The organism is Longimonas sp. (assembly GCF_040409695.1).
Taxonomy (GTDB): domain Bacteria; phylum Bacteroidota; class Rhodothermia; order Rhodothermales; family Salinibacteraceae; genus Longimonas.
Map to the genome: position 1 here is coordinate 1 of NZ_JARWGJ010000164.1, position 24,817 is coordinate 24,817.

Here is a 24,817-nt window from a genome sequence, read left to right on the forward strand (position 1 = left end):
GATTGAGCGGGTGGGCGGCGCTGCTGACCATGCAGGAGATCCTTCGACTTGGCTGCGCCTCGCTCAAGATGACAGCCTGTGTGCAGTGTCATGGTGAGCAAGCGAAGCGCGTCGAACCATCTCCTGCTCTATCGTCAAGTACCTGCCAGGTGCAAGGCCATGTCGGGCGTGGGGGAGATCCTTCGGCTGCGCTCAGGATGACAAGGTGCAAACGGATGTCTTGGTGCGCAAGGGCATGCATATCCCTCCGCGCTGCGCCGGACGAACGGGCCTGAGCTGAGAGCTCAACCTGCGCGACTGGAGCCCCAGTGCGGCGATGGAGCCTGTGGAGTACGCATCCGTATGTTGGGACGGCACGACGTTCCGCATCCCCCTGTATTCTAACCCATACGAACAGACAGTTCATGGCAGATACGACGACCTATACCGGCAAAGACATTCAAGTGCTCGAAGGGCTGGAGCCGGTGCGCAAGCGGCCCGGCATGTACATTGGCGGTACCGGTAAGCCCGGGCTGCACCATATGCTGTGGGAGGTGGTGGATAACGCCGTTGACGAGGCCACCAACGGCTATGCCTCGTACATCGATGTGGTGCTGCATGAGGATGGGCAGAGCATGACCGTGCGCGACAACGGGCGCGGCATCCCGGTGGATATTCATCCGGAGAAGGGCATTTCTACGCTGCAGCTGATCCTGACCACGCTGCACTCGGGCGGCAAGTTTGACGGCAGCAACTACATCACCTCGGGCGGACTGCACGGGGTGGGCGCTTCGGTGGTGAATGCACTCTCGGAGGAGATGGTGGCCACCGTGAAGCGCGATGGCGGGGCGTACCGGCAGCAGTACCGGGCGGGCACGCCACTGGGTGACGTGGAGCAGATTGAGGACGATCCGCACGGCACCGGCACCGAGATCTTTTTTCGTCCGGATGCGACGATCTTCGAGTCGACCACGTTCGACCCGGCCTGGATCAAGGAGACGCTGGAGGTGAAGACCTTCCTGAATCGGTCGCTCAAGATCGTGTTCAAGGATGAGGTGAACGACGAGCGCCACGTCTTTCAGCATGAGGGCGGCATCGTGGAGTACCTGGAGCACATCCTGGAGGACTTGCAGGTGGCGCCGATCCACGACGATGTGTTTTCGCTGGTGGATGACGACTTTGAGGGCGACGGGCGGCTGGAGGTGGCGTTGCAGTGGACCGATGCGCCGAAGCCGAAGATTCTGTCGTACGTGAACGGCATCCCCACGCAGGACGGCGGCACGCACGAGCAAGGGCTGCGCCGCGCCGTGCGCACCACGCTGCGGGCGTACATGGACACCCACGACCTGGTGCCGCACCGGCTCGACATTGCCAGCGACGACACCCGCGAGGGGCTGGTGGCGATTGTGAACCTGTTTCATGTGGATCCGCAGTTTCAGGGTCAGACGAAGGACAAGCTCAACAATCCGGAGGTCCGCTCGCAGGTGAGCAGTTCGGTGCGTGTGGAGCTGGAGCAGTACCTGAACGACCATCCGACTACGGGCGAGGCCATCGCCACGCGTGTGATTCAGGCGGCCAAGGCGCGCAAAGCCAGTCGGAGTGCCGCCTCGCGGGCCCGCAAGAGCAGCAGCACATCGCGTCGCCTGAACCTACCTGGCAAGCTGGCCGACTGTTCGTCGGATGTGCCGGGCGAGTGCGAGCTGTTTATCGTGGAGGGCGATTCGGCGGGCGGCTCGGCCAAGCAGGCCCGCGACCGTGCGACCCAGGCGGTGCTTCCGCTGCGCGGGAAGGTCCTGAACGCCGAGCAGGCATCGCTCAAGCGCGTGCAGAACAACAAGGAGCTGTCCAACATCGTGCAGGCGCTGGGATGCGGGCTCGGCGAGGGCTTCAACCTGAATCACCTGCGCTACCACAAGATCATTCTCTTAATGGATGCCGACTCGGACGGGCATCACATCTCAACGCTGCTCCTCACCTTCTTCTACCGCTACCTGACGCCGCTGATTGAGGGCGGCTACGTGTACATCGCCCAGCCGCCGCTCTACCGCATCGACGCCGGCAAGGAGACCCACTGGGCGCTCGATGACGCCCAGCGCGACGCGATCATTGACGAGATCAAGAGCGACGGACGCAACCTGAATGTGGACATTCAGCGCTTTAAGGGGCTGGGCGAGATGATGCCGAAGACGCTGAACGCCACCACACTCGACCGCGACAAGCGCCGCCTGCTGGAGGTTACGATTCCGGATACGGAGCGCCTGCACACCGAGCAGACCATCACCGATCTGATGGGCCGTGATACGTCGGCACGCTTCAATTTCATCATGCAGCACGCGACGGAAGCGGATGAACTGGATGTGTAGGGGGCGATTTGTTGGGGACGCTGGAGCGTCCGTTCTCGCGTGGCGACGCGGAGCATCGCCACGAGATACAGAATATTGTCGCGCTGCAAGTCATCCTGACGCCGCCAGGCGGAAGGATCTCAACGCCCTGCCTACGGGCTCGCCTCGTTCGGTGCGCGTAGGGTGCACCTCGCGGACACTGAGCAGCAGAGCCCCTGGCCACACAGCGCTGAGATGCTTCACTACGTTCAGCATGACAAACATGGCATGATGTCCAGCGAAGTCTAGTGGTTCGGTACGCGGACCAGCTGCATAAACCATAGCTTGGAGGCGAGTTTAAGCAGAGAGATGGGTCCACGTCTCGTCAAAATACTGCACTTCTCGTCGGATGTTATCGGTGGCTGGACTCTCCTTGAGGGCTGAAGGCATCCCCGGGTCAACGTCGCGGTCCAGCGAGCGTTCGAGGTAGCGCTTCAGGTTTACAAACTCATAGAGCGTAGGCGTTTCGGTAAACGTGACGAGCAGATCTACATCACTTTCAGGGGTTTGGTCGCCCCGCACAAACGACCCACAGATGCCAATCTGGTCAACGTGGTAACGCTCCCGCAGGTACGGCATCTCGTCGCGAAGGGCCTGTTTTAGGTCTGCGAGGGTCGTCATGGCACTGGAAATCGCATTCATGGTGTTTGCTTCATACTCGATACCCGACTTGCAGGATTCGGGGCAGTATGCGACGTACAGGACGGTTCGGTCGATCCACAAGGCAGGAACGGACGTCCTAAGCGCAGGGGAGAAACGACTCTGAGATGCGATGTCACGTACGCTGGTTTGTGGCCTCTGCTTCGATGGCAGCCGCGGGGTGCGACACTGAGGCGCTGAAGGCCTGCGGACGCGCCGCAAACATGGGTTTTACGGTCGCCCACGCCGCCTTGAATAGGTCGCTCTGCCGGTAGGTCTGCAGGGCGGCATCGCCGGTCCAGTGGCTGTGGGTGATCATTACACTTGGATAGGAGGCATTGGTCCACAGCTCCAGGTGCGTACATCCGGGCTGTTGGCGGATCTGTGGGGCCACCTCGGCAAAGTGGGCCTTGAAGTCGGCGACGCGAGACGGGTCGAGCGGCAGGCGTACGATGCGAATGAGCATAGCAAGAGCAAGTCGGTAATAATCATTGGACGTGCCCATAAGATAGCTGCAAGATAGCCGCCCGTGCATACCAGGCGCTACGAATTGCCAGTGAGAATCGACGTGCCGATGTCGCATTGCAGGCAGCGCCCCTCGGTGCAATACGCTCGATACAGCTCATGCATCCCCTGCGCCATCACCGTGTCGTCGGCCCGCGTGCCCAGTTCGCGATAGAGGCGCGTCACCCGGTCGGAGGCTACGGGCAGCGCATTGAGCGTGTGCCAGACCGGGTCGAGCGACCCCCCGGTCGCACGGCGGTGGCGCAGCAGCACCGGCACCAGCGCGTTCAAGATGAGTGTGTCGCGGCGCCGCGTGCCGAGCGTGGGGCGGTACGGCTTCGATGTGCGATCGAGGCGCCGGTGGGTCTGCCAGAACAGACCGGGCTCGCTGGCAAGCATCGACTGTAGCGCAGCGCGCGGATTGGGTGCTTCAAGTGCGCTGTTGGCTGTGTTTATGGGATGCGCACGCAGCCACCCTCCTGGTGCGATCCACCGGGCCAGCTGGGCAACTCGCAGGGGCGGCACGTTATTCGGGCGGAGGCGAAAGAACGTCCATCGCTCGGTAGACATCGGCGGTGCGTTGTGCGTCTGACGCAGGCGCCGGAAGATGTCGCGTAGCCGCATGGCGTAGTCTGCGGTGGGGCGGTCGGCCTCAACGAGATCTTCCGGGCCAGGCAGGAGTCCGGCCCAGCCGAGCAGGGCTGCTTCGATGGTCTCGGCGTCGGGCAGCGTGCGCAGAAAAGAGAGCGGACAGCGGGCTGACAGGGCGCTCATGGCCTCATCATTCTTGGCGTAGCCCATGCCGGCACAGACACGCTCAAAGAGCGCTTTTTCCAGCGGATCCGTGAGCGCATCGGCTTTCTGGCGGATGCGCACGCGTCCGAGCTGGCGCATCCAACGTGCCGCAACGTCCGTATCCACCTGATCCCATTGCGAGGCGCAGAGCAGGGGCGCATCCGGCTGCGTCAGGAAGCGGTGCAGGGCCGATCGTAGGGGAACGTTCAAGGCCCGGTCGAGCACCATTTCGGGGAGCGGGGAGCCATCGGACCGCCGGAGCCGACCGGTCCACATGTCGGTGGTCAGGGTTACGTGCAAGACCACGCTGTTGTAGCGCGGGTCGCGGTCGTGCTTGTGGGCGATCCAGCCGTGTGACTGGTTGTGGATCTCGACATCGCCGCGCCAGGCCATGGTGCCAATGCGAAGGTGGGCATCCCGGAAATCGGGCCCGGCATCGGTGTTGAGCGTGCCGGGGTCGAGGACCTGCACGAGGCGCCCGTCTACGGTGTAGCACTGGTCTGGGTTGACCGACTGGCGGGCCCACAGGTCCTGCACGAGCGCCTCGGGAACGCGCTCCGGGAGCGACCGGGCGGGTTCGTGCAGCGTAACAGCGACGTTCGTGTCGTCGATGGTATACAGGTAGGCGCGCGGTCCTGAGGACGTGGAGGCGGGCGGAGGCGTGGGGCGGGGGGGCGTAGAGCGAGGGGGCGCAGGGCGAGTCATGATACCGGGAGGAGCTTGTCCAACATAGGGCTACTATGAAGACTCCGGGTATCTATAAAACGCAACGTTTCAGATCGCTACCGCTTCGGCTACCACTTCACTCGACTTGGCGGTTCAACGGGGTGGCCTGGGCGGCTGTGGTTGAGATTGCGAAGGCGGCTCAACGCCGGGGCGCTCTTGCGAGGGGGTGTGGTCGGCCAGGCGAAAGGGAACGGGCAGCTCCATAGCCACGTAGGCCGGCTCGCCCCGATAGCGGCCGGGCGTCCAGTCCACCTGCTGCAGTACCCGCATGGCCTCGCGATCCAACCCGGGAGAGACCGACTCAACGATATCGGGCTCGTAGACCAGCCCATCGGGGCCCACGATAAACGAAACGAGCACGACGCCCTCCACGTCCGCATCATAATCGACACTGGGGTAGTCAATCTCGCGGATGAGCGCCTCGGTATCGCCGTCTATATCAGGCACTTCATTGGCTTCTTCAGACGTATACACCGAGGCATCATCAGGCACGGCGCGGTAGACGACCGGAGCGTTGTCGGCGGTGTAGGTCACATTGTCGGCAGAGCTTCCGCATCCCCCGATGGCGGTAGCAAGACCAGCAAGGGCGACGCCGATAAGCAATGGAATGCGGGCGAACAGGGTATGCATGGTATAGAGCTTGGGGAAAGAGAACAAGCGACAGATAGGTACACGGAGGCACCGCTGTAGCGATCCGAGGCGGGCTACTCGCCGTCAGCGTCAAGAATCAGGTCATCGCGCAAAACAGGAAGCAGCTGCGGCTCTCCCTGAAACTGTCCGACAACACCCTCATAGTTGAATGTTCCTTCCGGAATCGCCATTCCGGGCAGTTCGGTTTCTGAGGGGCGCTGCACGCGGAAGGTTGCGGTGCGATCGTCTTGCGCAACCACGTAGTTGGACTGCTGCTCAAACGTCGGGCCGTCGGCGCGAAGCTGCAAGGTGCTGAGGCGTACAAGCACGCTTTCGTAGGCAAGTCCGTCGTCAGCAATCGTGGCAAGATCGACCTCGAGAGGCGAGGGGAGAGCGTGCGTATCGCCAACCTCATAGTCCCGCAGGTTCTGCTCGTTGATCTGAAGGAGGCCGTTGAAGTCGGAGAGCGTGCCGCTTACCTGCACGGCGGTGCCGGCAGCAAGCTCGCCACTGTTTATGGCATCGTGAAACGGACCTGCGGTACGGCGCACTACGATGCCGCTTGCACCGAGCGGCCCGCTTTCATCCTGCAGGCGCACGTAGTCGCTATGCGCGCGTGTGATGATTCCTTCGACGGTGACCTCTACGGGCCGCTCGTCCTGGTAGGTAGCGTAGCATGTGCGGGCGTCGTTAATGGATACGGATGCAAACCCCGTGCAGGCATCGGCCTCCTCACCGCCAAAGACCAGCCAGGCGGCGAGTCCGGCCATCAGCATGGCGGCTACGGCACTGATGAGGAGGGGTGTTTTGCTGCCTCCAGTGCTTTCTGTGCTTTCTTCGCTAATCACAGTGGCTTCGGCAGGCCCGCGGTCGTCTTCGACGGGAACGACGACGTAGGCTTCATCGGAATCGTCGTAGCGTTTGGATGCGCGCACGAGCGTCTCGCGCAGTGCGTTGGCCGACTGGATGCGCTTAGAGGGGTCGACCCGCAGCGCCTCCAAGAGCACGTCGCGGACCTCGGGAGAGGTGAAGGCGTCGGCATCTTGCACGAGCAGTTCCATCGGGTCGGCGGTGTCTTCCGAGAGCCGCTCGGTGGCTTCGGGCGGGGTTGTGCCCGTTACCATCATGCAGATGGTGGCGGCGGCGGCATACACATCGGTTGCAGGACTCTGCGCGGCGCGGGGCGTGTACTGCTCAATGGCGCTCGTGCCCGGCTGGATAAATGCATCCAGCGTATCGAGGTCGCGAGCAAGCTGCAGGTATGCACCGCGAAAGCCCGTAACGAGAACTTGCCCGTCGGGCAGCAGCCGGATCGTTTCGGGCGAGATGCTGCCGTGGTAGAGGCCTTTCTGGTGTGCGATATGCAGGGCTTCAAGCACAGGCACCATGATGGTGAGTGCAGCTTTTTCCGGGAGCGTGCCCTTTGCCGAGAGACCTTCCGCAAGCGACATGCTCGGATGCTGGTCACGTACCCGGTAGAGCGTGCCGTTTGCCTCAAACACATCATATCCTTTGGGAAGCGCCCGGTGCTGCAGCTGACTCAGAACGGTAGACTCCTTCTCGAAGTAGTCGAGCCCTTGCTCGAACGCCTCTTGCTGGTCGCTTCCAGTAAGCTCGATAGAGGTTTTCCCGGCACGGCGGCGCACCAGGGGAGCCGGAAAAAACTCGCGTATGATAACCTCTTCGCTGCTATTAAATCGCTCCCCCAGGTACTTATAGTCGAACGGGCTGGAATCTTCGAGGGTGCGCCGGACAGTGTACTTTTTGTCCAGCACGGTAAGCGGGGTCAGTTCCATGGTGGGTGGGGTAGATATACGGGAGGTCGGTTCGGGAATAGGGGACTACGTGGCACATCCAGGTGGCACATCCAGGTGGCACATCCAGTAGGGGGCGCCGCCCGAGAAGATCTTTACAACCGGTTGCAAAGATGCAAACCAGGCAGCGAGCCAGTGGTGGGGCTGGCAGAGCCCAGCGGGATGGTGTGCCAATGCAAAGGCCCAGGCAGAGCCCACAAAAAAATAGTCTCGCACGTTTTCACGCAGCGAGCAGCCCTGTTTTCTTGCGAAGAAACGTACAAGGGACGTTGTCTTGGTAGGTAAGGTACTGGATAGAGCGTATGGGCTGTGTTAACAAACAAAAATGATCTGACGAGAGAGCAGGAAAGCCCGATGAAGACCCACCGGGGGGAACCCCGAACGTGCATTAACGCCGGGTATGAGTCACCCCTGGATCTCAGTGTTCAGATCGATCTCCTTTAGCACAGACTGCACTTCAAAGCATTCCTGAAAATCCCCCTCATACACGCGGGCCTTGCCGTTAGTGTGCACACGCCACGTGAGCGATTCCGCCTTCGACGGAGAGCAGCCAGTAGCCTTCATAAGCTGCCGGGTGACCTCTTGAAAGGTGTGCACGTCGTCGTTATACAGGATGACCGACCAGGGCGAGTCGGTGTCTGTGCCATCATCTTCCTTTTCGATGACTTCCACATCGGGGGTAGCCGTTTCGGGAGCGGCACAGGCAAACGAAAAGGCAGACGACAAGATGGAGCGTTCAGAAACACGCATAGAGATCAGGGAGCCAAAACCGAACAAGAGCGCCACACGCGTAGCGAGGACAATACGAAGACTACGGACAGCGGTGCCCGTGTCCGTTGATTACCGCGGCTGCGAGAGCCAAGACTGTTACGCCGAGATGCCAGCGGGCGCTTCGACTTCAATGGCATAGTTCTCCATCACCGGGTTCGCGAGCACGTTCTCGCATGCCGTTTCGGCGATGCGGTACGCCTCGCTCTCGGTGTCGGCTTCAATATCCATTTCGAAGCGCTTGCCAACCCGAACGTTGGCGATAGACGTCTGCCCCAGGTTCTGCAGGGCCTGGTGTACAGCCTTGCCTTCGGGGTCAAGGATCGACGGACGGAGCGTAACAGAGATCGTTGCGTGGTAAGTCATGCCAGGCACAGGTTCAGAAAGCGGAAGGAGAAAACAGAAGAAGACCAAGAACTCATTGCAGCAATACGTTGCAACGGGTCAACACGTTCGCGGGGCAGGCAGCGCGCGGCTACGATGCGCTCACCGGCGTCATGAGTGCCTTCCCCAGTCGATAGGCCGCTTGCCCCATGCCATGTGTTACATAGAGCGTTAGCGCAACCAGCAGGCCTACTTCTTGCAGCGCTATCACGAGCAGTCCGGCCAGCACGTAAGCAAGCACCTTCTGAGGGCGTTTGCGGATGTACGCTACGGTCGGGCGTGGAATCGCGTCGAAGTCGATGCTCGACACCATGAGGGCCGACAGCACAATCACGGCGGGCACGATCACCTGAAGCTGGGCGAGCAGCGCCCCCCATGCGGCGTTTTCGGCGGTCAGGATGAGAGCGACCAGGGCAACTGCCTGCACAGGGATGGGAAGGCCCTCGAAGTAGTCTTTCTTCTCTCCGTCGAAGTTCATGTTATAGCGCGCCAGGCGTACCGCCCCACAGAGGGCAGGAAGCGCAGCCACGATAAACCCCAGCGGCCCAAATTCGTGCAGGCTGTACACATACACCAGGAAGGCGGGCGCCACACCGAACGAAACGACATCGCTCAGCGAGTCGAGCTCTACGCCAAACGGACTCACGGCGTTGGCCAGGCGGGCCATCATCCCGTCGAGAAGATCCAGGAACCCGGCCATTACGATCAGCCAGCAGGCTATCACAAAATTGCCTTCCCAGACCTGCGTAAGCGCGAGAAACCCGCAGAACAGGTTGAGCAGCGTAAAAAACGACGGCACCGCGACGCGGGGCGGCGGCCGCTCGCTGCGCAGCTCGCGCCGGGTCTCGCGATACGCGTTAAATCGTTTTCGGATCTCCCGGCGACGTGACGCGCTGTCGGGCGAGGCACTGGGCGAGGCAGAAGCGGTGGCGCGCATAAGAGAGGCGCTGGTGATGAGCGGGTACAGAGACTATACGGCGAAAGGCGCTACGCCGACGATGCCGAGGCACGCGGTGCAGGCGCATCGTCGGCTGCAGGAGCGGGCACATACCCGATGATCGTTTCGCCGGCGCGCACACGCGTGCCAATGTCAACCGTCCACGACACCGAACGAGGGACCAGGATGTCCATGCGCGAGCCAAACTTCACGATGCCGTAGCGCTCGCCGGCCTCCACCTGATCGTCGGCCTCCAGGTGAAACTCAATGCGCCGCGCCACCGCCCCGGCAATCTGCTTGAAAATAATCGGGATGCCGGAGGTGTGGTGCATTCCGATCTCGGAGCGCTCGTTCTTCTCGCTCGCCTTCGGATGCCAGGCCACCAGATACTCCCCTGGAATGTAGCGCGTCCAGGCAATGGTACCTGTTGCTGGAGCCCGGTTCACGTGCACGTTCAGTGGCGAAAGAAAGATCGACAGGCGCCGCACGGGGCCCTCGATGAAGTCTGACGACTCATCCTCTACGATCTCAACGACTTTGCCATCGGCAGGGGCTACCAGCGCAGTACCCGTACGCGCCTCGCGGGGCGCCTCGCGCTCGGGGTCGCGGAAGAACCACACCGTAAACGCCAGCGCGGCGCCTCCCACCGTGGCCAGCAGCACCAGCCAGATGCCACCCAGCCACAGTCCAATGCCAGTAAACAACGCAGCGAGTGCCGTAGCACCGCCAATAAGAGAATAGCCTTCAGGAGCAAGACGCACAGAACCAAAAAGGATCTTACATGGGAAAACAGAACGCGGGGCCTCCAAGCGCCAGGAGATTCAGGTGCATGAGATTCCTGTACTTTCGAAGAGCCCCGCCATATAGCTACACGGTGTATAGCTACGATATAAACGCAGCAGAGTTACCCGGGAGTTACTCGCTGGCTGCCGCATCCGTGATGCGCTCCACACGGTACGTGTTTTCGCTATCGATAGCCATATCGATCTCCATCACCTCATTCTGGCCGGGCGCCGTAAACTCAGCAAACCCTGAGATCGATCCGCCCTGCTCATACGTCATCATAAGCCCGGACTGCAGGTCCACCGTCATCGTACCCGTCTGCGAACCGGAGAGGAACGCCTCAGCGGTAGCGCCCGGCCCCAGTTCCATGGGAGCCCCATCCGAATCCATCTCAATGGTTACATCGAGGGTCGCGAGTCCGTCGTCGACTGATGTGAGCGTGTAGACGCTTACGACCGAAAAGGGAATGCCCACGTTCATCTCGGTGTCAGCGGTCCAGCTGTCGCCGACCGACACGGGGTCTTCGGGGTAGAACTGAAACTGACTCAGGATCGGGTCAATCAGCATATCGGCCGATACCATCGCATTGTCCTCAGCACCTCCCATCATCGACGCGATCTGCGCCTCCAGCGTATCGCGGTCGCCTACAAACGCGCCCGACGGGCTAAGCTCCAGGCGGAGCGTCTGGGCAATCATCGGATCAAACTGCGCGGCGAGGGGACTGGCCTCGTCTTCGGCGTCGCTGTCGTATGAAGCGGTCTGTCCCATGCTGCCGCCTTCGGCTTGAATGCGCTCTATGGTATTCTCGATCACGGTAATGCCGTCGGCCGTGTAGTCGGCAATGTGCATCCGCTGGGTGATGGTCTGGTTCTGAGTCACGTCAATCTCGTTGCCCGCAACAACCATGTTCATATCGCTCATCTGCTGCTGCGTAACGCGGTAGGCAGACGCTGTTTCGGGGGCAAGACGCAGCATGTACGTGCCATCCCCCAGGTCCCAGACCGGCCGCTCAGCAACAGGAGCCGCTGCCTCGGTGGCAGACTCTGTGCTGCCACAGGCCGTAAGCCCGATAAGTAGAAACGCTCCCAGAAGCAGGGGAACGATGGATGTACAGGTCTGGGATAACCGTATCATAGGAGGCTCGAAAAGATAGTAGCATATAGTGTGTACCGCACGCAATATAAGCGCTCGAAAGCAGAAAGTCAGTGTGCGTAATCGGAATATTTATGGAGGGATGCCCACGCACCTGCCTCTTAGAGTGAAGAAGCCGTATCCCGTCTCCTCACAGCCGGGTAGCAGGGTCCGTATCGCGTAGACGCAGGCTCCCGCCCTGCAGAGAAAGAGACAAAGCGAACAGGAAGCTTTCGAGCACGCTCGCGATGAGTAAGGCGCGGGGGCCTCAGAAGTACTCGTTCGCTCCGCTCCTTCCTCGCGATGACAAATCCGGGGAACTCTGACACTGCCGACACCCCCAGCACCACAAGTCATCCCAGGCGAAGCGGAGCGAAAACCCGGGATCTTCCTTCGGCGAAGGACCACCTCACCCTTTGGGCACCCCTTCTTTCCGGGCTGGCGCCCGGTAGGAGGGGACTCTGCAGCGCCGCAATTCTCCAATAAGAGTCGTGAAAGAAACCCATCCCGTCCTCTTCAGAGGAGAATGTATGGGCATCGGTCGTGACGACCGCGACACGATCCTGAATCAGGTTGTAGGTCGCCGAAGGCAGTGGATGAAGGCCTGCTCACGTCTTCACACTATCCCGCCACCGTCATCGCCCGCATGGGGTAGGGCTGCTTGAGGTGCTCCTCCTGCATCACATCCGTGAAGATAATCGCCTCGCCGGTGGAGCGCATCTCGGGGCCGACCTTCTGCGCGACCTCTGGAAACTTATCCCACGAGAAGACAGGGCGCTTCAAGGCGTAGCCGCTCAAGGTCGATTCGAGCAGGCCTTCGTTGCGCATCGCGGCGAGGGTGTCGCCGAGCATGACGCGGGTCGCGATGGCGGCGACGGGCGCGCCGGTGGCTTTGGCTACGAAGGGCACGGTGCGCGAGGCGCGCGGGTTGGCCTCGATCACGTAGACAGAATCATTGTGCACCACGAGCTGCACATTGAGCAGTCCGCGAACATCCAGCGCGCGGGCGATCTGGCTCACGTAGTCGCGAATAGTGTCCTGAATGCGGGCAGGGAGACTGTACGGGGGCAGCACGGCGGTCGAATCGCCCGAATGCACCCCGGCCGGCTCCACATGCTCCAAGATGCCGCTGATCCAGACATCGGTGCCGTCGCAGATGGCGTCCACGTCGACCTCGGTACCGCCTTCCAGAAAGCGGTCGAGCAGGATGGCGTTATCCGGCGTGCGCTGCAAAATGGAGGTGACGTGGCGCTCCACCTCGGCGGGCGTATGGGCAATGCGCATGCCCTCGCCGCCCAGCACGTAGCTCGGGCGGATGAGCACGGGGTAGCCGATGTCGGATGCGCGCTGCACGGCTTCGTTGGTGCTGTGTGCCATGCCGTACGGTGGCGAGGGGATGCTCAGCTCCTGCAAGAGCGAGGAGAAGTGGCCGCGATCCTCGGCGCGGTCCATGTCGCCGGGGTCGGTGCCCAGCACGCGGATGCCGTGCTCTTTGAAGCGCTCGGCGTACTTCAGCGCGGTCTGCCCGCCCAGCTGCACGATGACGCCTTCGGGCTGCTCGTGGTCGATCACGTTCATGATGTGCTCCCAGTAGACGGGCTCGACAAAGAGGCCGTCGGCCACGTTGAAGTCGGTTGAGACGGTTTCGGGGTTGCAGTTCAGCATCAGCGCTTCGTAGCCCATCTCCTGAGCGGCGCGCACGCCGTGCACGCAGGCGTAGTCAAACTCGATGCCTTGCCCGATGCGGTTGGGGCCGCTGCCCAGAATGAGCACCTTGTCGCGGTCGGAGGTGGGGCGCTCGTTGCCGGCGTCGTAGCTGGAGTAGTAGTAGGGCGTGTCGGCAGGAAACTCGCCCGCGCAGGTGTCTACGACGAGGAAAGACGGGGTAATGTCTGCTTTTTTGCGATGCGCACGCACGGTATCGTCGTTGAGGTCGCCTTCAAGCAAGAAGGCAAGCTGCGCATCCGAAAAGCCGTAGCGCTTGGCCTCACGCAGCAGGTCGTTCGGGAGCGTGTCGAGCGTATGCGTGGCGATCTGCTGCTCCATGGCGACGATCGACTCGATCTGCCGTAAGAACCACCGGTCGATCTTCGTAACGTCGTGAACCTCTTCGACCGAAGCCTCGTGGTAGAGCGCGTGGCGCACGTGCAGGAGCTGGTCCCAGTACGGCGCTTCGAGGCGTTCGCGTACGGTATCGCGGTCGGGAATCGGGCGGTCGGCGCCGAGTCCGTGATAGCCGATCTCCAGGCTCTGCCATGCCTTCTGCAGGCTTTCGGGAAAGGTGCGCCCGAGCGCCAGCACCTCGCCGACGGCCTTCATCTGCGTGGTGAGCGCCTCATCGACGCCCTCGAACTTGTCGAAGTTGAAGCGCGGAATCTTGGTGACGACGTAGTCGATCGATGGCTCGAAGCAGGCGCTCGTGCCGGTGATCTCGTTCGGCAGTTCGTCGAGCGTGTAGCCGACGGCCAGCCGGGTGGCGACCTTTGCGATGGGGTAGCCTGTGGCCTTGGAGGCCAGCGCCGAGGAGCGCGACACGCGGGGGTTGATCTCGATCACGATCATGCGCCCGGTCTCTGGGTCCACCGCAAACTGGATGTTGCATCCGCCCGCAAACGTGCCGATCGAGCGCATCGCCTTGATCGCGGCGTCGCGCATGGCCTGGTACTGACGGTCGGTGAGGGTCTGCTGCGGGGCTACGGTCACCGAGTCGCCCGTGTGCACGCCCATCGGGTTCACGTTCTCGATCGAGCAGATGATGACGACGTTCTCGTTGGCGTCGCGCAGCAGCTCCAGCTCGTACTCCTTCCACCCGAACAGGCACTCCTCGATAAGCACCTGATGCACCGGACTCATCTCCAGTCCGCGCGACACCATGCGCTCGAACTCGTCTTCGGTGCGGACGATGCCGCCACCCGAGCCGCCCAGCGTATACGACGGACGAATAACGACGGGCAGTCCGCCCAGGTCACGCGTAACTGCGGCGGCTTCGTCGACGGTCTTGGCTGTTTGGCTGCGGCCCTGGTCGAGGCCAACGTCCTCCATCAGATCGCGAAAGCGCTGGCGGTCTTCGGTGCGCTGCACCGCGTCGAGGTCCACGCCGATCAGCTCCACGCCATGCTCAGCCCATACGCCGGCTTTCTGCACATCTTCGGTTAGATTCAGCGCCGTTTGTCCGCCCATGGTAGGCAGCACCGCATCGGGCTGCTCTTTTTCGACGATGCGCGTAATGGACTCGACCGTGAGCGGCTGCAGGTAGACCGCATCGGCCATCATGGGATCGGTCATGATGGTGGCGGGATTCGAGTTCACGAGCACCACGCGGTAGCCTTCGTCCATCAGCGCCTGTGCGGCCTGGCTACCGGAGTAGTCGAACTCACAGGCTTGCCCGATGACGATAGGGCCGGAGCCGATCAGCAGTATGGTCTCGATGTCGGTGCGTTTAGGCATTGGGGGATTCGGAAACGGTAGTCAGAGAATCAGCGTGCGGTCGCAGTGAAAGCGCAAGGGCATCCCAAAAATTAACCCGCAACGGCGAGACCGTGGCGGGCAGTGCGAAGAGCGGGAGCATGATTGGGGATCATCTCCAGGAACGAATCGAAAAGATAATCGCTGTCGTGCGGGCCGGGTGATGCCTCGGGGTGGTACTGCAATGAGAACGCCTTATGTTGAGGATAGCGCAGCCCCTCGATGGTATCGTCGTTCAGGTTACGATGCGTGACAATGGCCCCTTGGTCGGGAATCGACGCCGCATCGACGGCAAATCCGTGGTTCTGCGTAGTGATCTCGACGCGCCCCGTTGTAAGATTTTTAACCGGGTGGTTGGCGCCGCGATGGCCCACGCGCATCTTGTAGACCTGCATGCCCTGCGCCAGCGCCATGAGCTGGTGGCCCAGGCAGATGCCGAGCACCGGCAGGTTGGCGTTGAGGCAGGCCCGAGCGTGTTCGACGGCTTCGGGCATGGCACGCGGGTCGCCGGGGCCGTTCGACAGGAAGAGCGCATCAGGTGCATAGGAGCGCAGCTTGTCAAGCGGCGTAGCAGCAGGCACCACATGCACCGTACAGCCGCGCTGGGCAAAGGCGTCGAGCAGGCTGCGTTTGGCGCCGTAGTCAACGACTACGACCGTGGGCCCGTTGTCTCGGTTGTATGTGTAGGCGTATTGGGTAGTTACCTTGTGCGCGTAGGCACGCCCGGCCATGTCGGGACAGTTGCGGGCGCGGGCCACAAGCGTACCGGCGTCGGCCCCACTGCTGTCGATGACTGCGTTCAGCACGCCGTTAGTGCGAATCTGCCGAACGAGGGCGCGGGTGTCGATATCGGTGATGCCGACCACACCATGTTTGGCAAGGTAGTCGTGCAGCGCCTCGCGGCGGGGCGGTCCGCTCGGTGTGTCGGTGCATGAGCGCACGATGAGTCCGGCGGCTTTGGGCACATGCGACTCGTTTTCGGCAGGCGTTGTGCCGTAATTGCCGATGTGCGGGTACGTCATCATCACCAGCTGGCCGTAGTACGAGGGATCCGTGAGGATCTCCTGGTAGCCGGTCATGCTTGTGTTGAAGCACAGCTCGCCGCGTGTGGTGCCTCGGTGCCCGATTGCACGGCCCGAGACCACCGTTCCGTCGGAGAGGGCGAGCGTGGCGGTAGGTTGGGTTGGCATAGCCAGAGGGTGGTTGTTAGCGAGAGGGAGTGGCGAGAAGACAGCCGCTGCGTTCCTGCGCACACCGTGCATGTGGACCTACCGCACATAAAAAAACCTTTCCGCCAATGACGGAAAGGTTAATAAAACGGGGCAGGTAGCTGCTCTGTGTTCTGGACAGAGCACGCCACAATAGCAGGAGCCGGTTGGGGGGCGCAGGTATAGACATTACGGGGTGTCTTCGATAATTTCCATCACCAAACGTAGAAGATAGCCCGACGTTCCGCAAGCTTTCTTTCTGCCATTAGCGATTTGTTCACATAAGTGTGGGTTGGGCTTCATGGGCTGGCGCACAAGGGTGCACAAGACAGGGGCGCACAAGATAGTGCTGTCTTACACCTGAATGTTTGGGGCCAACATTGTCATCGCGATGAGGGAGCCTGCGACCGACGCGGCGCTGTGAGCGTTAGCGAACGAGTACTCCTGGGGTGCGATCTCATGCCGTGGATTCGGTGGCTGCGTCCGGCCTAACAGCAATGAGAGTGCTTCGCAGCTGCGCGACCTGCTCGCAATGCCAAGGTGTGAGCTGTTCTCAGCACCTTTGGGGTGAACATGCGTCAGCTAAACATTGACCTGTGCTACACCAATAGTCGTTTAGACAGTGTTATGTTGGCTATGTACTTCATTATGTTGGCTATGTACTTCGTGCGGTGCCAGCACTCCCTGGAATAATGACTGCTCCACGTCGTATCCTGTGGTGCTATCATGTAATTGATACGTGCAACCGGCAGGTGCAGCCGTTGCTCAACCGCGCATTGCTTTCCCCATACACGATTCTCCTCCTGTGAGTGCCGTTTTTCGAGATTCTTCGTGGCGATCGTCGCTAACGTACCGTCTCCGTGTACTGTGGGGATGCGTGGCGGCACTGCTCCTATGCATCGGGGTCGTGCGATACTGGCCGTCTGATACGGATCCGGCCGAGCGTCTATACAGTGACGTAGGCAGCGACCGGATCGAACTGGAGGAGGTGCAGCCTACCGACCATGACCTGCGTCGCCAGCCGCCACCACCTGCTCCGCTGCCCCCGATAGTCGTTCCCGAAGATGTGCTCGTTGATGTCGAGATTGACTGGAGCGACACTGCGCTTGATGTCGACGACCCAGGCGACGATGCCGAGCGGCGCGACGGACTGGCTGAGGAGGCGGTTGCACGGGCTACGCCTACAACTTCGGCCCGACTGGTACAGGCCCCGCAGCCTGCCTATACCGATGCCGCACGGGGAGATGACGTCCGGGCGCGCATTGAGGTGATCGTTGACGTGAATGCACGTGGGGTGGTGGAGTTTGCACGCATCCGCGGCCGTTGGTACGTAGAAGACGATGGGCGTGAGCGCAAGGTAGAGATGCTCGGGTATGGACTGGAAGAGGCCGCGATTGAAGCGGCACGCCGTGCCCGATTCCGTCCGGCAACAGAAGAAGGGGAGCCGGTCCCTACGCAGACGCTACTCACGTTTCGGTTTGGGCCAAGCGACTGATGCTAACTTCGCATGCTTTGCTGGCACATGGAGTAGGTGGAAGGATGAGCGAGCATAAGGTCCCTTTCACTACCCTACTTTCATCGATCCACCCGTTCATCTTCCGGTAGAATGAGATGCGCTTCATTGGACAGTAGGATTACGAGTTGCAAGCTGAGTCTACGACTTGTCGGTGTCGTTTGTATCCTCCTCAGGCAGGTCTTCCCAGGACACATCTTCTACATCGCGGCCCCAGAATCGGGGTGAGGCTTCGTCCTCTCGCAGCATGCGGTCGGCATGGCCGTTCCGTCGTCCAAACGAACCGCTGCCGGGCTGCCCCCCGTATCCACGCCAGATGCGCACCAGGTTGGCGGCCACCTGCAGGATAAAGTAGATAATGATGCCAATGATGACGTATTCCATAAAGAGCAGGGCAGCAGGCACAGCATGAAGAGTCCGAGGCGCCGACGGAGCCCCCGGGTAACCTCTTGAGCGGCACGCGAAACGGGCGGGAGATCCGCTATGTGGGTAGTATGTGGATATATTACAGAGTACTGCGAAGGAGTTGCTACAGATAACGAGTTACGGATGGCGCACGTGCGTGGTGCCCTGCGTTTCTGCAGAGGTAATGTGCCCGATCAGAGTATCCAGGTCCTTTTCGTGCTTCACAAAGTCGATATCAGTTGCGTTTACGATCAGAAGAGGGCTCTTCGAATAGTGAGAGAAGTAATGGTCGTAAGCTTCATGGAGCGACTTGATATAGTCGGGGTCCATGTCTTCCTCATACGGGCGCCCTCGTTTCGCGATGTTCTGCAAGAGACGTTCGGTTGAGGACCGCAAGTAGACGATCAGGTCCGGTGTGGGGGTGTTCGGCTCCATGTGCTCGTAGAGCGTTTCGTAGAGCTGCAGCTCATCGCCGGAGAGATTCTGGTGAGCAAAGATGCGGTCCTTATCAAAGGCATAGTCGCTGACCGTAAGGCTATGGAACAGGTCGTGCGCGCCGAGTTCTTTCTGCTGACGGAAGCGACTGGCGAGAAACGCAAGCTGCGTCTGAAAGGCCCAGCGCTCCCGGTTCTCGTAGAAACGTTCCAGAAACGGATTGTCATCAAACTGTTCAAGCACAAGGCGCCCGTCGAAACGCTCGGCGATCAGGCGGGCCAGGGTGGTTTTGCCTGCACCGATAACACCTTCAATAACAACGTAGTTAAGATCATCAGACAATGCAGTCACAGACGCGAGGGGGGTGTTTCTGGGAGTGAGAGATACGTTGAGAGCGATCGGTCGACCCGGCGAATAGCGTGAGGGTCGGCACAGGCCCGGTACAGATTTTCAACGGTAGCGTCGAACGGGTCGGGCACCCACAGGTTCGGGGCAAGCTCGGCCCAGGGAGCAAGCACGAAGCGCCGCTGGGCCAGGCGGGGATGCGGAAGCGTCAGCTGCTCTGTAGCCCGCGTCGAGGCCCCCACCACGAGCAGGTCGATGTCGAGCGGACGGGGGGCCCAGCGCGCTGCCTGTACACGCCCGGCATCGGATTCGAGGGCTTGCGTGCGGTGCAGGAGCGCCTCGGGAGAGAGGGTTGTACGTATGTGGGCAACGGCGTTCAGGAAAGACGGCACCGGATCTTGGCCGGGCAGGCGGTGCGCTTCCGTTTCGTAGGGCGAGGACACCCGCCGCACAGAGATATCGTCCTGCGCATCCAACTGTGCCAGGGCACGGCCTACCTGCTCGTACCGTCGGCCCGTGTTAGCACCGAGTCCGAGGTAGGCGCTCGTCCATGAAGAAACGGAAGCAGGCATAGGCCGAAAGGTCGTCTCGTGGATCCGACGTTCTGGATGAGAGATGTTTGCAGTAGGCGCTATGACGGTACATACGAAATAGCACCATCTGTTATGCGAAAAGAACGCATGCAGGCGCACGCGGAGCCATGAAGAATGGGTCTATGGAAAAAGGTGCGTAGGTTACTTCGTGGATTACTTGTAGTCCTCCATAGCCGTTACAGCCAGCGAATCCACGTAGTTGTTGAGCGCGTTATCGGCGTGTCCTTTGACCCAGACCCATTTAACGTTGTGCCGTTCGTTCTCCGCATCCAATGCTTCCCATAGGTCTTTGTTTTTGACTGGCTTCTTAGACGATGTGCGCCATCCATTTTTCTTCCACCCATCGAGCCATCCGTCGTTGAAGGCGCGCGACACGTAGGCACTGTCGGTATACAGCTTGACTTTGGAGGGCGCTTCAAGCGATTGGAGGGCTTTCAGCGCTGCGGTCAGCTCCATGCGGTTGTTCGTCGTCTGCATGGCTCCGCCGGTAAGCTGCGTGGCATTGTCGCGGTCGCCGTCGGGCATGAGCAGCGCCCCCCAGCCTCCAGGTCCTGGATTGCCGCTGCATGCGCCGTCGGTATACACAGTTATCGTGTCCATCCTACAAAGTTAAAGCTAAGTCGAGAGAGTAAGCGAAGCATACATTGGTGCAGCCGGCCTGATTTGGCGTTAGCACCGCTGTAACCTATGGGGCAGGGCTCCACCGATGCAGCGGAGTGCCGTCAAGCCCCGGTGAAAACTATTGGGGCGACGTATCGTTGCGTATCCAAGTGCATACAGGCGCTTCCAACACACGTTGCATTTACGCAGTGTCATCTGTCTACCAGATACGCTGTGTCTTGCGTTAGAAGCAACCGTTTAGAAGCAACGCCTTCCTTCAGCTATCCAGTTTAGGCACAGACACGCCATGAAGTTTGTAGACCACGTTGTAATTACAGTGCGCAGTGGCGACGGCGGGCGCGGGCTCGTGTCATTTCGCCGCGAGAAGTTTGTCCCTAAAGGCGGTCCGGCCGGAGGAAATGGCGGAGAAGGAGGATCGGTATATGTGGAGGCAGATCCGCATCTTTATACGCTTATGGATCTGCGGTATAACACGCGTCACGAGGCCGGCGACGGCCAGCCCGGGGGGAGTAACAACAAAACGGGTAAAGACGGCGACGATGTTGTGCTGCGCGTACCGCCCGGAACGGTAATTCGCGACCGCACCAACGATACGTTGATTGGCGAGGTGGTTGAGCCCGGCGACCGCCTGTTAGTGGCTGAAGGGGGGCGTGGAGGAAAAGGAAATACGTTCTTCAAGTCCTCAACCAACCAGACGCCCCGTCATGCACAGCCAGGCGAGCCAGGTGAAGAGAAAGAAATTGCACTTGAGCTGAAGCTCCTGGCCGATGTCGGGCTGGTCGGTTTTCCGAACGCGGGCAAGAGCACGCTTGTGTCGTCGATTTCGGCAGCCAAGCCTGAGATTGCCGACTATCCGTTTACGACGATTACCCCGTCGCTGGGGATGGTCTATCTCGACGAGTACACCTCGTTTGTGATGGCCGACCTGCCAGGTATTATTGAAGATGCGCACGAGGGGCGAGGCCTCGGGCTCCAGTTCCTTCGCCACATTGAACGCACGGCGGTCCTGCTGTTCGTTATACCTATAGATGCGACCGACCTGGGGGCGACCTACGAGCAGCTGCTGCACGAGCTGCGCGAGTACGACGCCTCGCAGCTCGACAAGCCGCGCTTTGTCGCGCTCTCAAAGATCGACCTGCTGCCGCCTGAAGAGCGATCGCTGCTTCCGGAGGTTGTCGAAGAGCACTTTCCTGAAGACGTTGAGCTGTTTCCCACCAGTGCTGTAGCGCAGATGGGACTCGACCCGCTGAAGCGCCGCCTCTTTGAAACTGTAGATGCCCACAAGCGCCGTACTGCGGCGGAGGTGACCCGCTCCTGATGCTGTTCGATGCCGACTCGCTGTCCGATGCTGATGCGCCCGATGTGGACTCCGATGCGGAGCGGCGTGCGCTTGTGGCGCTAATGCTTGTGCCTCGGGTAGGATGGCAGCGCACCCGCATGCTGATTAACTATCTGAAGCGCCCGACTGCTGTCTTTGCAGCGTCGCGTTCGGTGCTTACGAACGTACCCGGCATCGGTCCGCACACGGCTGAAGCCATTCGGGCATTTCAGGACCACGCAGCGGTCGACCGGCAGTTTGAGCGCGCTGCAGCGATGAACGTGCGTCTCCTTACGCTGTGGGACGATTCTTATCCGAAGCGGCTGCGCCACACGTACGATCCGCCGCCGTGCCTCTGGATGCGAGGTGCGATGCAGGCCGCCGACCGGCACGCCATCGCAGTAGTTGGCACGCGGCGGTGCACCGACTACGGCAAGCGGATAACACGCACGCTAACCGCTGCGCTTGTGCAGAATGGCTACACCATTATAAGCGGCCTTGCATTCGGGATTGACGCTGTCGCACACAAAACGGCGCTTGCAGAGAACGGCCGCACCATTGCGGTACTCGGGTCAGGGCTTGCGCGGGTGTACCCGCAGCAGCACACGCGCCTGGCCGATGCTATCATAGAGTCGGGGGCGGTGCTCTCTGAGTACACGCTTGACGAGGACCCAAACGCGTCAAACTTCCCAGAGCGTAACCGCATCGTGAGCGGACTCACGCTCGGTACACTTGTCATCGAGTCGCATGAGAAAGGGGGCGCACTCATCACCGCGCGGCTCGCTGTAGAGCAGAACCGGGAAGTGTTTGCCGTACCGGGTCCGGTTGGAGCCGGAGCGTCGAAGGGCACGAACCGGCTGATCCAGCGCGGACACGCGAAGCTTGTGCTGGACGCAGACGATATCCTCGCCGAGCTGCCCCCGCTTCCACACAGCCACGAACGCTGCAGCGCCGCGACGAACGACGGAGAGAGCGCAACAGGCGCCGCATCCACAAAGCGCCCTATGCCCGACCTGACAGAAAAAGAGGCGCAGCTCTACAATATACTGACGCGCACTCCAATGCATATCGACGTGCTGTGTGCACGAGCCGGGGTTCCTGCGTCGGAGGCGCTCGTCCATCTGCTTCAGTTGGAGTTTAAGGGCATTGTAGAGCAGACCGCGGGCAAGCAGTTTCTGCGGCGCTAACAAAAACTTAGAGAGGTAGCTATCACAGGCTTAGTATAGCGTGGCGAGGCAGCCTGCGTCTACCTGCCTGCGTCTACCTGCCTGCGTCTACCTGCCTGCGTCTACCTGCCTGCGTCTACCTGCCTGCATCTACCTGCCTGCATCTACCTGCCTGCATCTACCTGCCTGCATCTACCTGCCTGCATCTATCTGCCTTCGTTTGCCCGTACAACGTGCCTCTCGACAAGCAACCCCTCTCTTGATCTCTGAGTGTCAACGTTCGTTTACAGCCTGAGAGACAGTTCTCATTATCCGGTCAAAGAGCCTGTATCCCTTGCAGAGCGCATCTCCGTCAAAGTGCAATTAAATGGCAACGGAGGTGTCTCACGGAGGAACGCCCCACCCCTGTGCAGGTTGTAATCCTGTGTTTACACCATGGGCCCCGGTCGTAAACTTGCGTTTACACAGGCAAGATTCACGCATCGCAGGCCTTAACTCCTTCGCGCCCTGTACGATCACGTATTCCGAAGCCCCATGAGCACTTCCGAAACCGAGTATCTTCAAAGCGTAGCCGACCAGGAGTACGAGCATGGTTGGCGTACCGACATTGAGTCTGAAACGCTACCGAAAGGACTCGACGAAAACATTGTCCGCTATATCTCCGAGCGCAAGAACGAGCCGGAATGGCTGCTGGAATGGCGCTTGAAAGCATTTCGTTACTTCGAAAGCCAGGTCGAAGCCGGCAACTACCCGGACTGGGCTCACCTTGACTATGTGAAGCCCGACTTTCAGGATATGCGCTACTTCTCGGCGCCGAAAAACAAGGCTAACTACGACAGCCTTGACGAGGTGCCCGACGAGATTCTTGAGACGTTTGAACGTCTGGGTATTCCGCTCGAAGAGCAGAAGGCTTTGACCGGCGTAGCCGTTGACGCGGTTATGGACAGCGTGTCGGTTGCTACGACCTTCAAGAAGAAGCTGAAAGAGGCGGGCGTCATCTTTATGTCGTTCGGTGAAGCCGCCCGTGAGCATCCTGAGATCGTGAAGAAGTATCTCGGTCGTGTGGTGCCTTACACGGACAACCTGTTTGCCGCGCTCAACTCGGCGGTCTTCAGCGACGGCTCGTTCGTCTATGTGCCCGAGGGCGTTACCTGTCCGATGGAGCTATCGACGTACTTTCGTATCAACGAGCAGAACACAGGGCAGTTTGAGCGCACCCTGATCATCGCGGAGCCCGATAGCTACGTGAGCTATCTTGAAGGGTGCACCGCGCCGATGAACCAGGAGCACCAGCTGCATGCTGCAGTGGTCGAACTCATTGCCCACGAGGATGCTGAGATTAAGTACTCTACGATCCAGAACTGGTACCCCGGTACCAAAGACGGAGAGGGCGGCGTCTATAACCTCGTGACCAAGCGGGGCATCTGCGAAGGCGACCGTTCCAAGATCAGCTGGACGCAGCTCGAAACCGGCTCTGCCGTTACGCAGAAGTACCCATCTGTCATTCTAAAGGGAGATGAGTCGGTCGGTGAATTCTACTCGGTGGCATTCACGAAGGGCCATCAGCAGGCCGATACGGGTACGAAGATGCACCACATCGGCAAAAACACGAAGAGCACCATCATCTCGAAAGGGATCTCGGCTGGGGTCAGCAACAACAGCTACCGCGGACTGGTGAAGGTCGGAAAGAATGCGGAGGGAGCACGCAACTTCTCGCAGTGCGACTCGCTGCTGCTGGGCGACCAGTGCGGCGCGCATACCTTCCCGTACATCGAGATTGGCCATCCTTCGGCAAAGGTTGAGCACGAAGCAACCACCTCGAAGGTAGGCGAAGATCAGATGTTCTACTGCCATCAGCGCGGACTGGGCGAGGAAGAAGCGCTCAAGCTGATCGTGAACGGCTTCTGCCAGGAGATTCTGGCTGAGCTTCCCATGGAGTTCGCCGTAGAGGCGAAAGAACTGCTCGCAATTGAGCTCGAAGGCAGCGTCGGGTAACCCAACCCGCGGCTACGCCACGCATCTGCGTGGCTTCGCACACTGATGATACCGAACATGCGCAGCGGTCAGGGGCCGGAGAAAAGCTGCCGGCCCTGGCCGTGCCTGCGCATCCAACATTCCCACTACCACGTACCAACCGATTATACAGCACATGGCACTCCTCGAAGTGAAAAACCTGCACGTAAGCGTGGAGGACGAAGACATTGAGATTCTGAAAGGCGTAGACCTCACCATTAATGAAGGCGAGGTGCACGCTATTATGGGTCCGAATGGATCAGG

The 24,817-nt window shown here is 60.4% G+C and carries 21 protein-coding genes and 1 pseudogene; 6 read left to right on the top strand and 16 right to left on the bottom strand.

All coding sequences use genetic code 11. The features are described 5' to 3' along the window. The first annotated feature begins 404 nt into the window (after positions 1-404). Positions 405-2,342: a DNA gyrase/topoisomerase IV subunit B gene (locus PPP56_RS10220; protein WP_353563944.1), complete on the top strand. Its 1,938-nt coding sequence runs from the start codon at positions 405-407 to the stop codon at positions 2,340-2,342. Between the two features lie 315 nt (positions 2,343-2,657). Here PPP56_RS10220 and PPP56_RS10225 read toward each other — a convergent pair whose 3' ends face one another. The 12 genes from PPP56_RS10225 to carA form a co-directional block, all read right to left on the bottom strand. Further along, entirely contained in the window at positions 2,658-2,981 is a 324-nt protein-coding gene (locus PPP56_RS10225; RefSeq protein WP_353563945.1) for a nucleotidyltransferase family protein, read from the bottom strand. A gap of 154 nt (positions 2,982-3,135) precedes the next feature. Continuing rightward, the gene (locus PPP56_RS10230; RefSeq protein WP_353563946.1) at positions 3,136-3,504 is read right to left on the bottom strand and encodes a putative quinol monooxygenase; all 369 of its coding nucleotides are present in this window, start codon (positions 3,502-3,504) and stop codon (positions 3,136-3,138) included. Positions 3,505-3,542: 38 nt separating this feature from the next. Then, a complete protein-coding gene (locus tag PPP56_RS10235; RefSeq protein WP_353563947.1) occupies positions 3,543-5,003 on the bottom strand; it encodes a DUF2851 family protein in 1,461 nt (486 codons plus the stop codon). A 114-nt stretch (positions 5,004-5,117) separates the two neighbouring features. Further along, on the bottom strand, positions 5,118-5,654 hold the full coding sequence (locus PPP56_RS10240) for an energy transducer TonB (protein WP_353563948.1): 537 nt from the start codon (positions 5,652-5,654) through the stop codon (positions 5,118-5,120). A gap of 74 nt (positions 5,655-5,728) precedes the next feature. Then, positions 5,729-7,450, bottom strand: coding sequence for a serine/threonine protein kinase (locus tag PPP56_RS10245; protein ID WP_353563949.1), 1,722 nt, complete (start codon positions 7,448-7,450; stop codon positions 5,729-5,731). Positions 7,451-7,873: 423 nt separating this feature from the next. Beyond that, on the bottom strand, positions 7,874-8,218 hold the full coding sequence (locus PPP56_RS10250) for an ATP-dependent Clp protease adaptor ClpS (RefSeq protein WP_353563950.1): 345 nt from the start codon (positions 8,216-8,218) through the stop codon (positions 7,874-7,876). 117 nt (positions 8,219-8,335) lie between these two features. Further along, positions 8,336-8,602, bottom strand: coding sequence for a phosphoribosylformylglycinamidine synthase subunit PurS (gene purS / locus PPP56_RS10255; RefSeq protein WP_353563951.1), 267 nt, complete (start codon positions 8,600-8,602; stop codon positions 8,336-8,338). Between the two features lie 109 nt (positions 8,603-8,711). Next, positions 8,712-9,557, bottom strand: a complete 846-nt coding sequence (gene pssA, locus PPP56_RS10260; protein WP_353563952.1) for a CDP-diacylglycerol--serine O-phosphatidyltransferase — start codon at positions 9,555-9,557, stop codon at positions 8,712-8,714. A gap of 50 nt (positions 9,558-9,607) precedes the next feature. Then, positions 9,608-10,318 carry a phosphatidylserine decarboxylase gene (locus tag PPP56_RS10265; RefSeq protein ID WP_353563953.1) on the bottom strand — a complete coding sequence of 237 codons (711 nt, stop codon included), beginning with the start codon at positions 10,316-10,318 and terminating at the stop codon, positions 9,608-9,610. A gap of 154 nt (positions 10,319-10,472) precedes the next feature. Then, positions 10,473-11,474: a DUF6263 family protein gene (locus PPP56_RS10270; protein WP_353563954.1), complete on the bottom strand. Its 1,002-nt coding sequence runs from the start codon at positions 11,472-11,474 to the stop codon at positions 10,473-10,475. A 618-nt stretch (positions 11,475-12,092) separates the two neighbouring features. Continuing rightward, positions 12,093-14,918 (bottom strand): carbamoyl-phosphate synthase large subunit, encoded by a 2,826-nt coding sequence (carB, locus tag PPP56_RS10275; protein ID WP_353563955.1) that lies wholly within the window; start codon positions 14,916-14,918, stop codon positions 12,093-12,095. A 71-nt stretch (positions 14,919-14,989) separates the two neighbouring features. Continuing rightward, positions 14,990-16,126: a glutamine-hydrolyzing carbamoyl-phosphate synthase small subunit gene (carA, locus tag PPP56_RS10280; RefSeq protein ID WP_353563956.1), complete on the bottom strand. Its 1,137-nt coding sequence runs from the start codon at positions 16,124-16,126 to the stop codon at positions 14,990-14,992. 823 nt (positions 16,127-16,949) lie between these two features. On the opposite strand from carA, the gene PPP56_RS10285 reads away from it, so the two are divergent. Beyond that, positions 16,950-17,639 carry an energy transducer TonB gene (locus PPP56_RS10285; protein WP_353563957.1) on the top strand — a complete coding sequence of 230 codons (690 nt, stop codon included), beginning with the start codon at positions 16,950-16,952 and terminating at the stop codon, positions 17,637-17,639. A gap of 159 nt (positions 17,640-17,798) precedes the next feature. Here the strand turns inward: PPP56_RS10285 and PPP56_RS10290 are convergent, their stop codons facing one another. The 4 genes from PPP56_RS10290 to rnhA all read right to left on the bottom strand — a co-directional run bounded on the left by PPP56_RS10290 (position 17,799) and on the right by rnhA (position 20,035). Then, positions 17,799-18,041: a hypothetical protein gene (locus PPP56_RS10290; RefSeq protein WP_353563958.1), complete on the bottom strand. Its 243-nt coding sequence runs from the start codon at positions 18,039-18,041 to the stop codon at positions 17,799-17,801. A 159-nt stretch (positions 18,042-18,200) separates the two neighbouring features. Further along, complete coding sequence (locus PPP56_RS10295) at positions 18,201-18,848, bottom strand: deoxynucleoside kinase (RefSeq protein WP_353563959.1); 648 nt, start codon at positions 18,846-18,848, stop codon at positions 18,201-18,203. Next, a complete protein-coding gene (folK, locus tag PPP56_RS10300; RefSeq protein ID WP_353563960.1) occupies positions 18,845-19,414 on the bottom strand; it encodes a 2-amino-4-hydroxy-6-hydroxymethyldihydropteridine diphosphokinase in 570 nt (189 codons plus the stop codon). The genes PPP56_RS10295 and folK overlap by 4 nt, the downstream gene beginning before the upstream one ends. A 174-nt stretch (positions 19,415-19,588) precedes the next feature. After that, on the bottom strand, positions 19,589-20,035 hold the full coding sequence (gene rnhA / locus PPP56_RS10305; RefSeq protein WP_353563961.1) for a ribonuclease HI: 447 nt from the start codon (positions 20,033-20,035) through the stop codon (positions 19,589-19,591). 307 nt (positions 20,036-20,342) lie between these two features. Between rnhA and obgE the strand changes: the two genes are divergently transcribed. The 4 genes and pseudogenes from obgE to sufC all read left to right on the top strand — a co-directional run. Next, positions 20,343-21,374 (top strand): GTPase ObgE, encoded by a 1,032-nt coding sequence (gene obgE, locus PPP56_RS10310; protein WP_353563962.1) that lies wholly within the window; start codon positions 20,343-20,345, stop codon positions 21,372-21,374. Continuing rightward, on the top strand, positions 21,374-22,561 hold the full coding sequence (gene dprA / locus PPP56_RS10315) for a DNA-processing protein DprA (protein WP_353563963.1): 1,188 nt from the start codon (positions 21,374-21,376) through the stop codon (positions 22,559-22,561). The genes obgE and dprA overlap by 1 nt, the downstream gene beginning before the upstream one ends. A 513-nt stretch (positions 22,562-23,074) precedes the next feature. Next, positions 23,075-24,535 carry a Fe-S cluster assembly protein SufB gene (gene sufB, locus PPP56_RS10320; RefSeq protein ID WP_353563964.1) on the top strand — a complete coding sequence of 487 codons (1,461 nt, stop codon included), beginning with the start codon at positions 23,075-23,077 and terminating at the stop codon, positions 24,533-24,535. 154 nt (positions 24,536-24,689) lie between these two features. Further along, positions 24,690-24,817, top strand: a pseudogene (gene sufC, locus PPP56_RS10325) (Fe-S cluster assembly ATPase SufC); the annotation flags it as partial.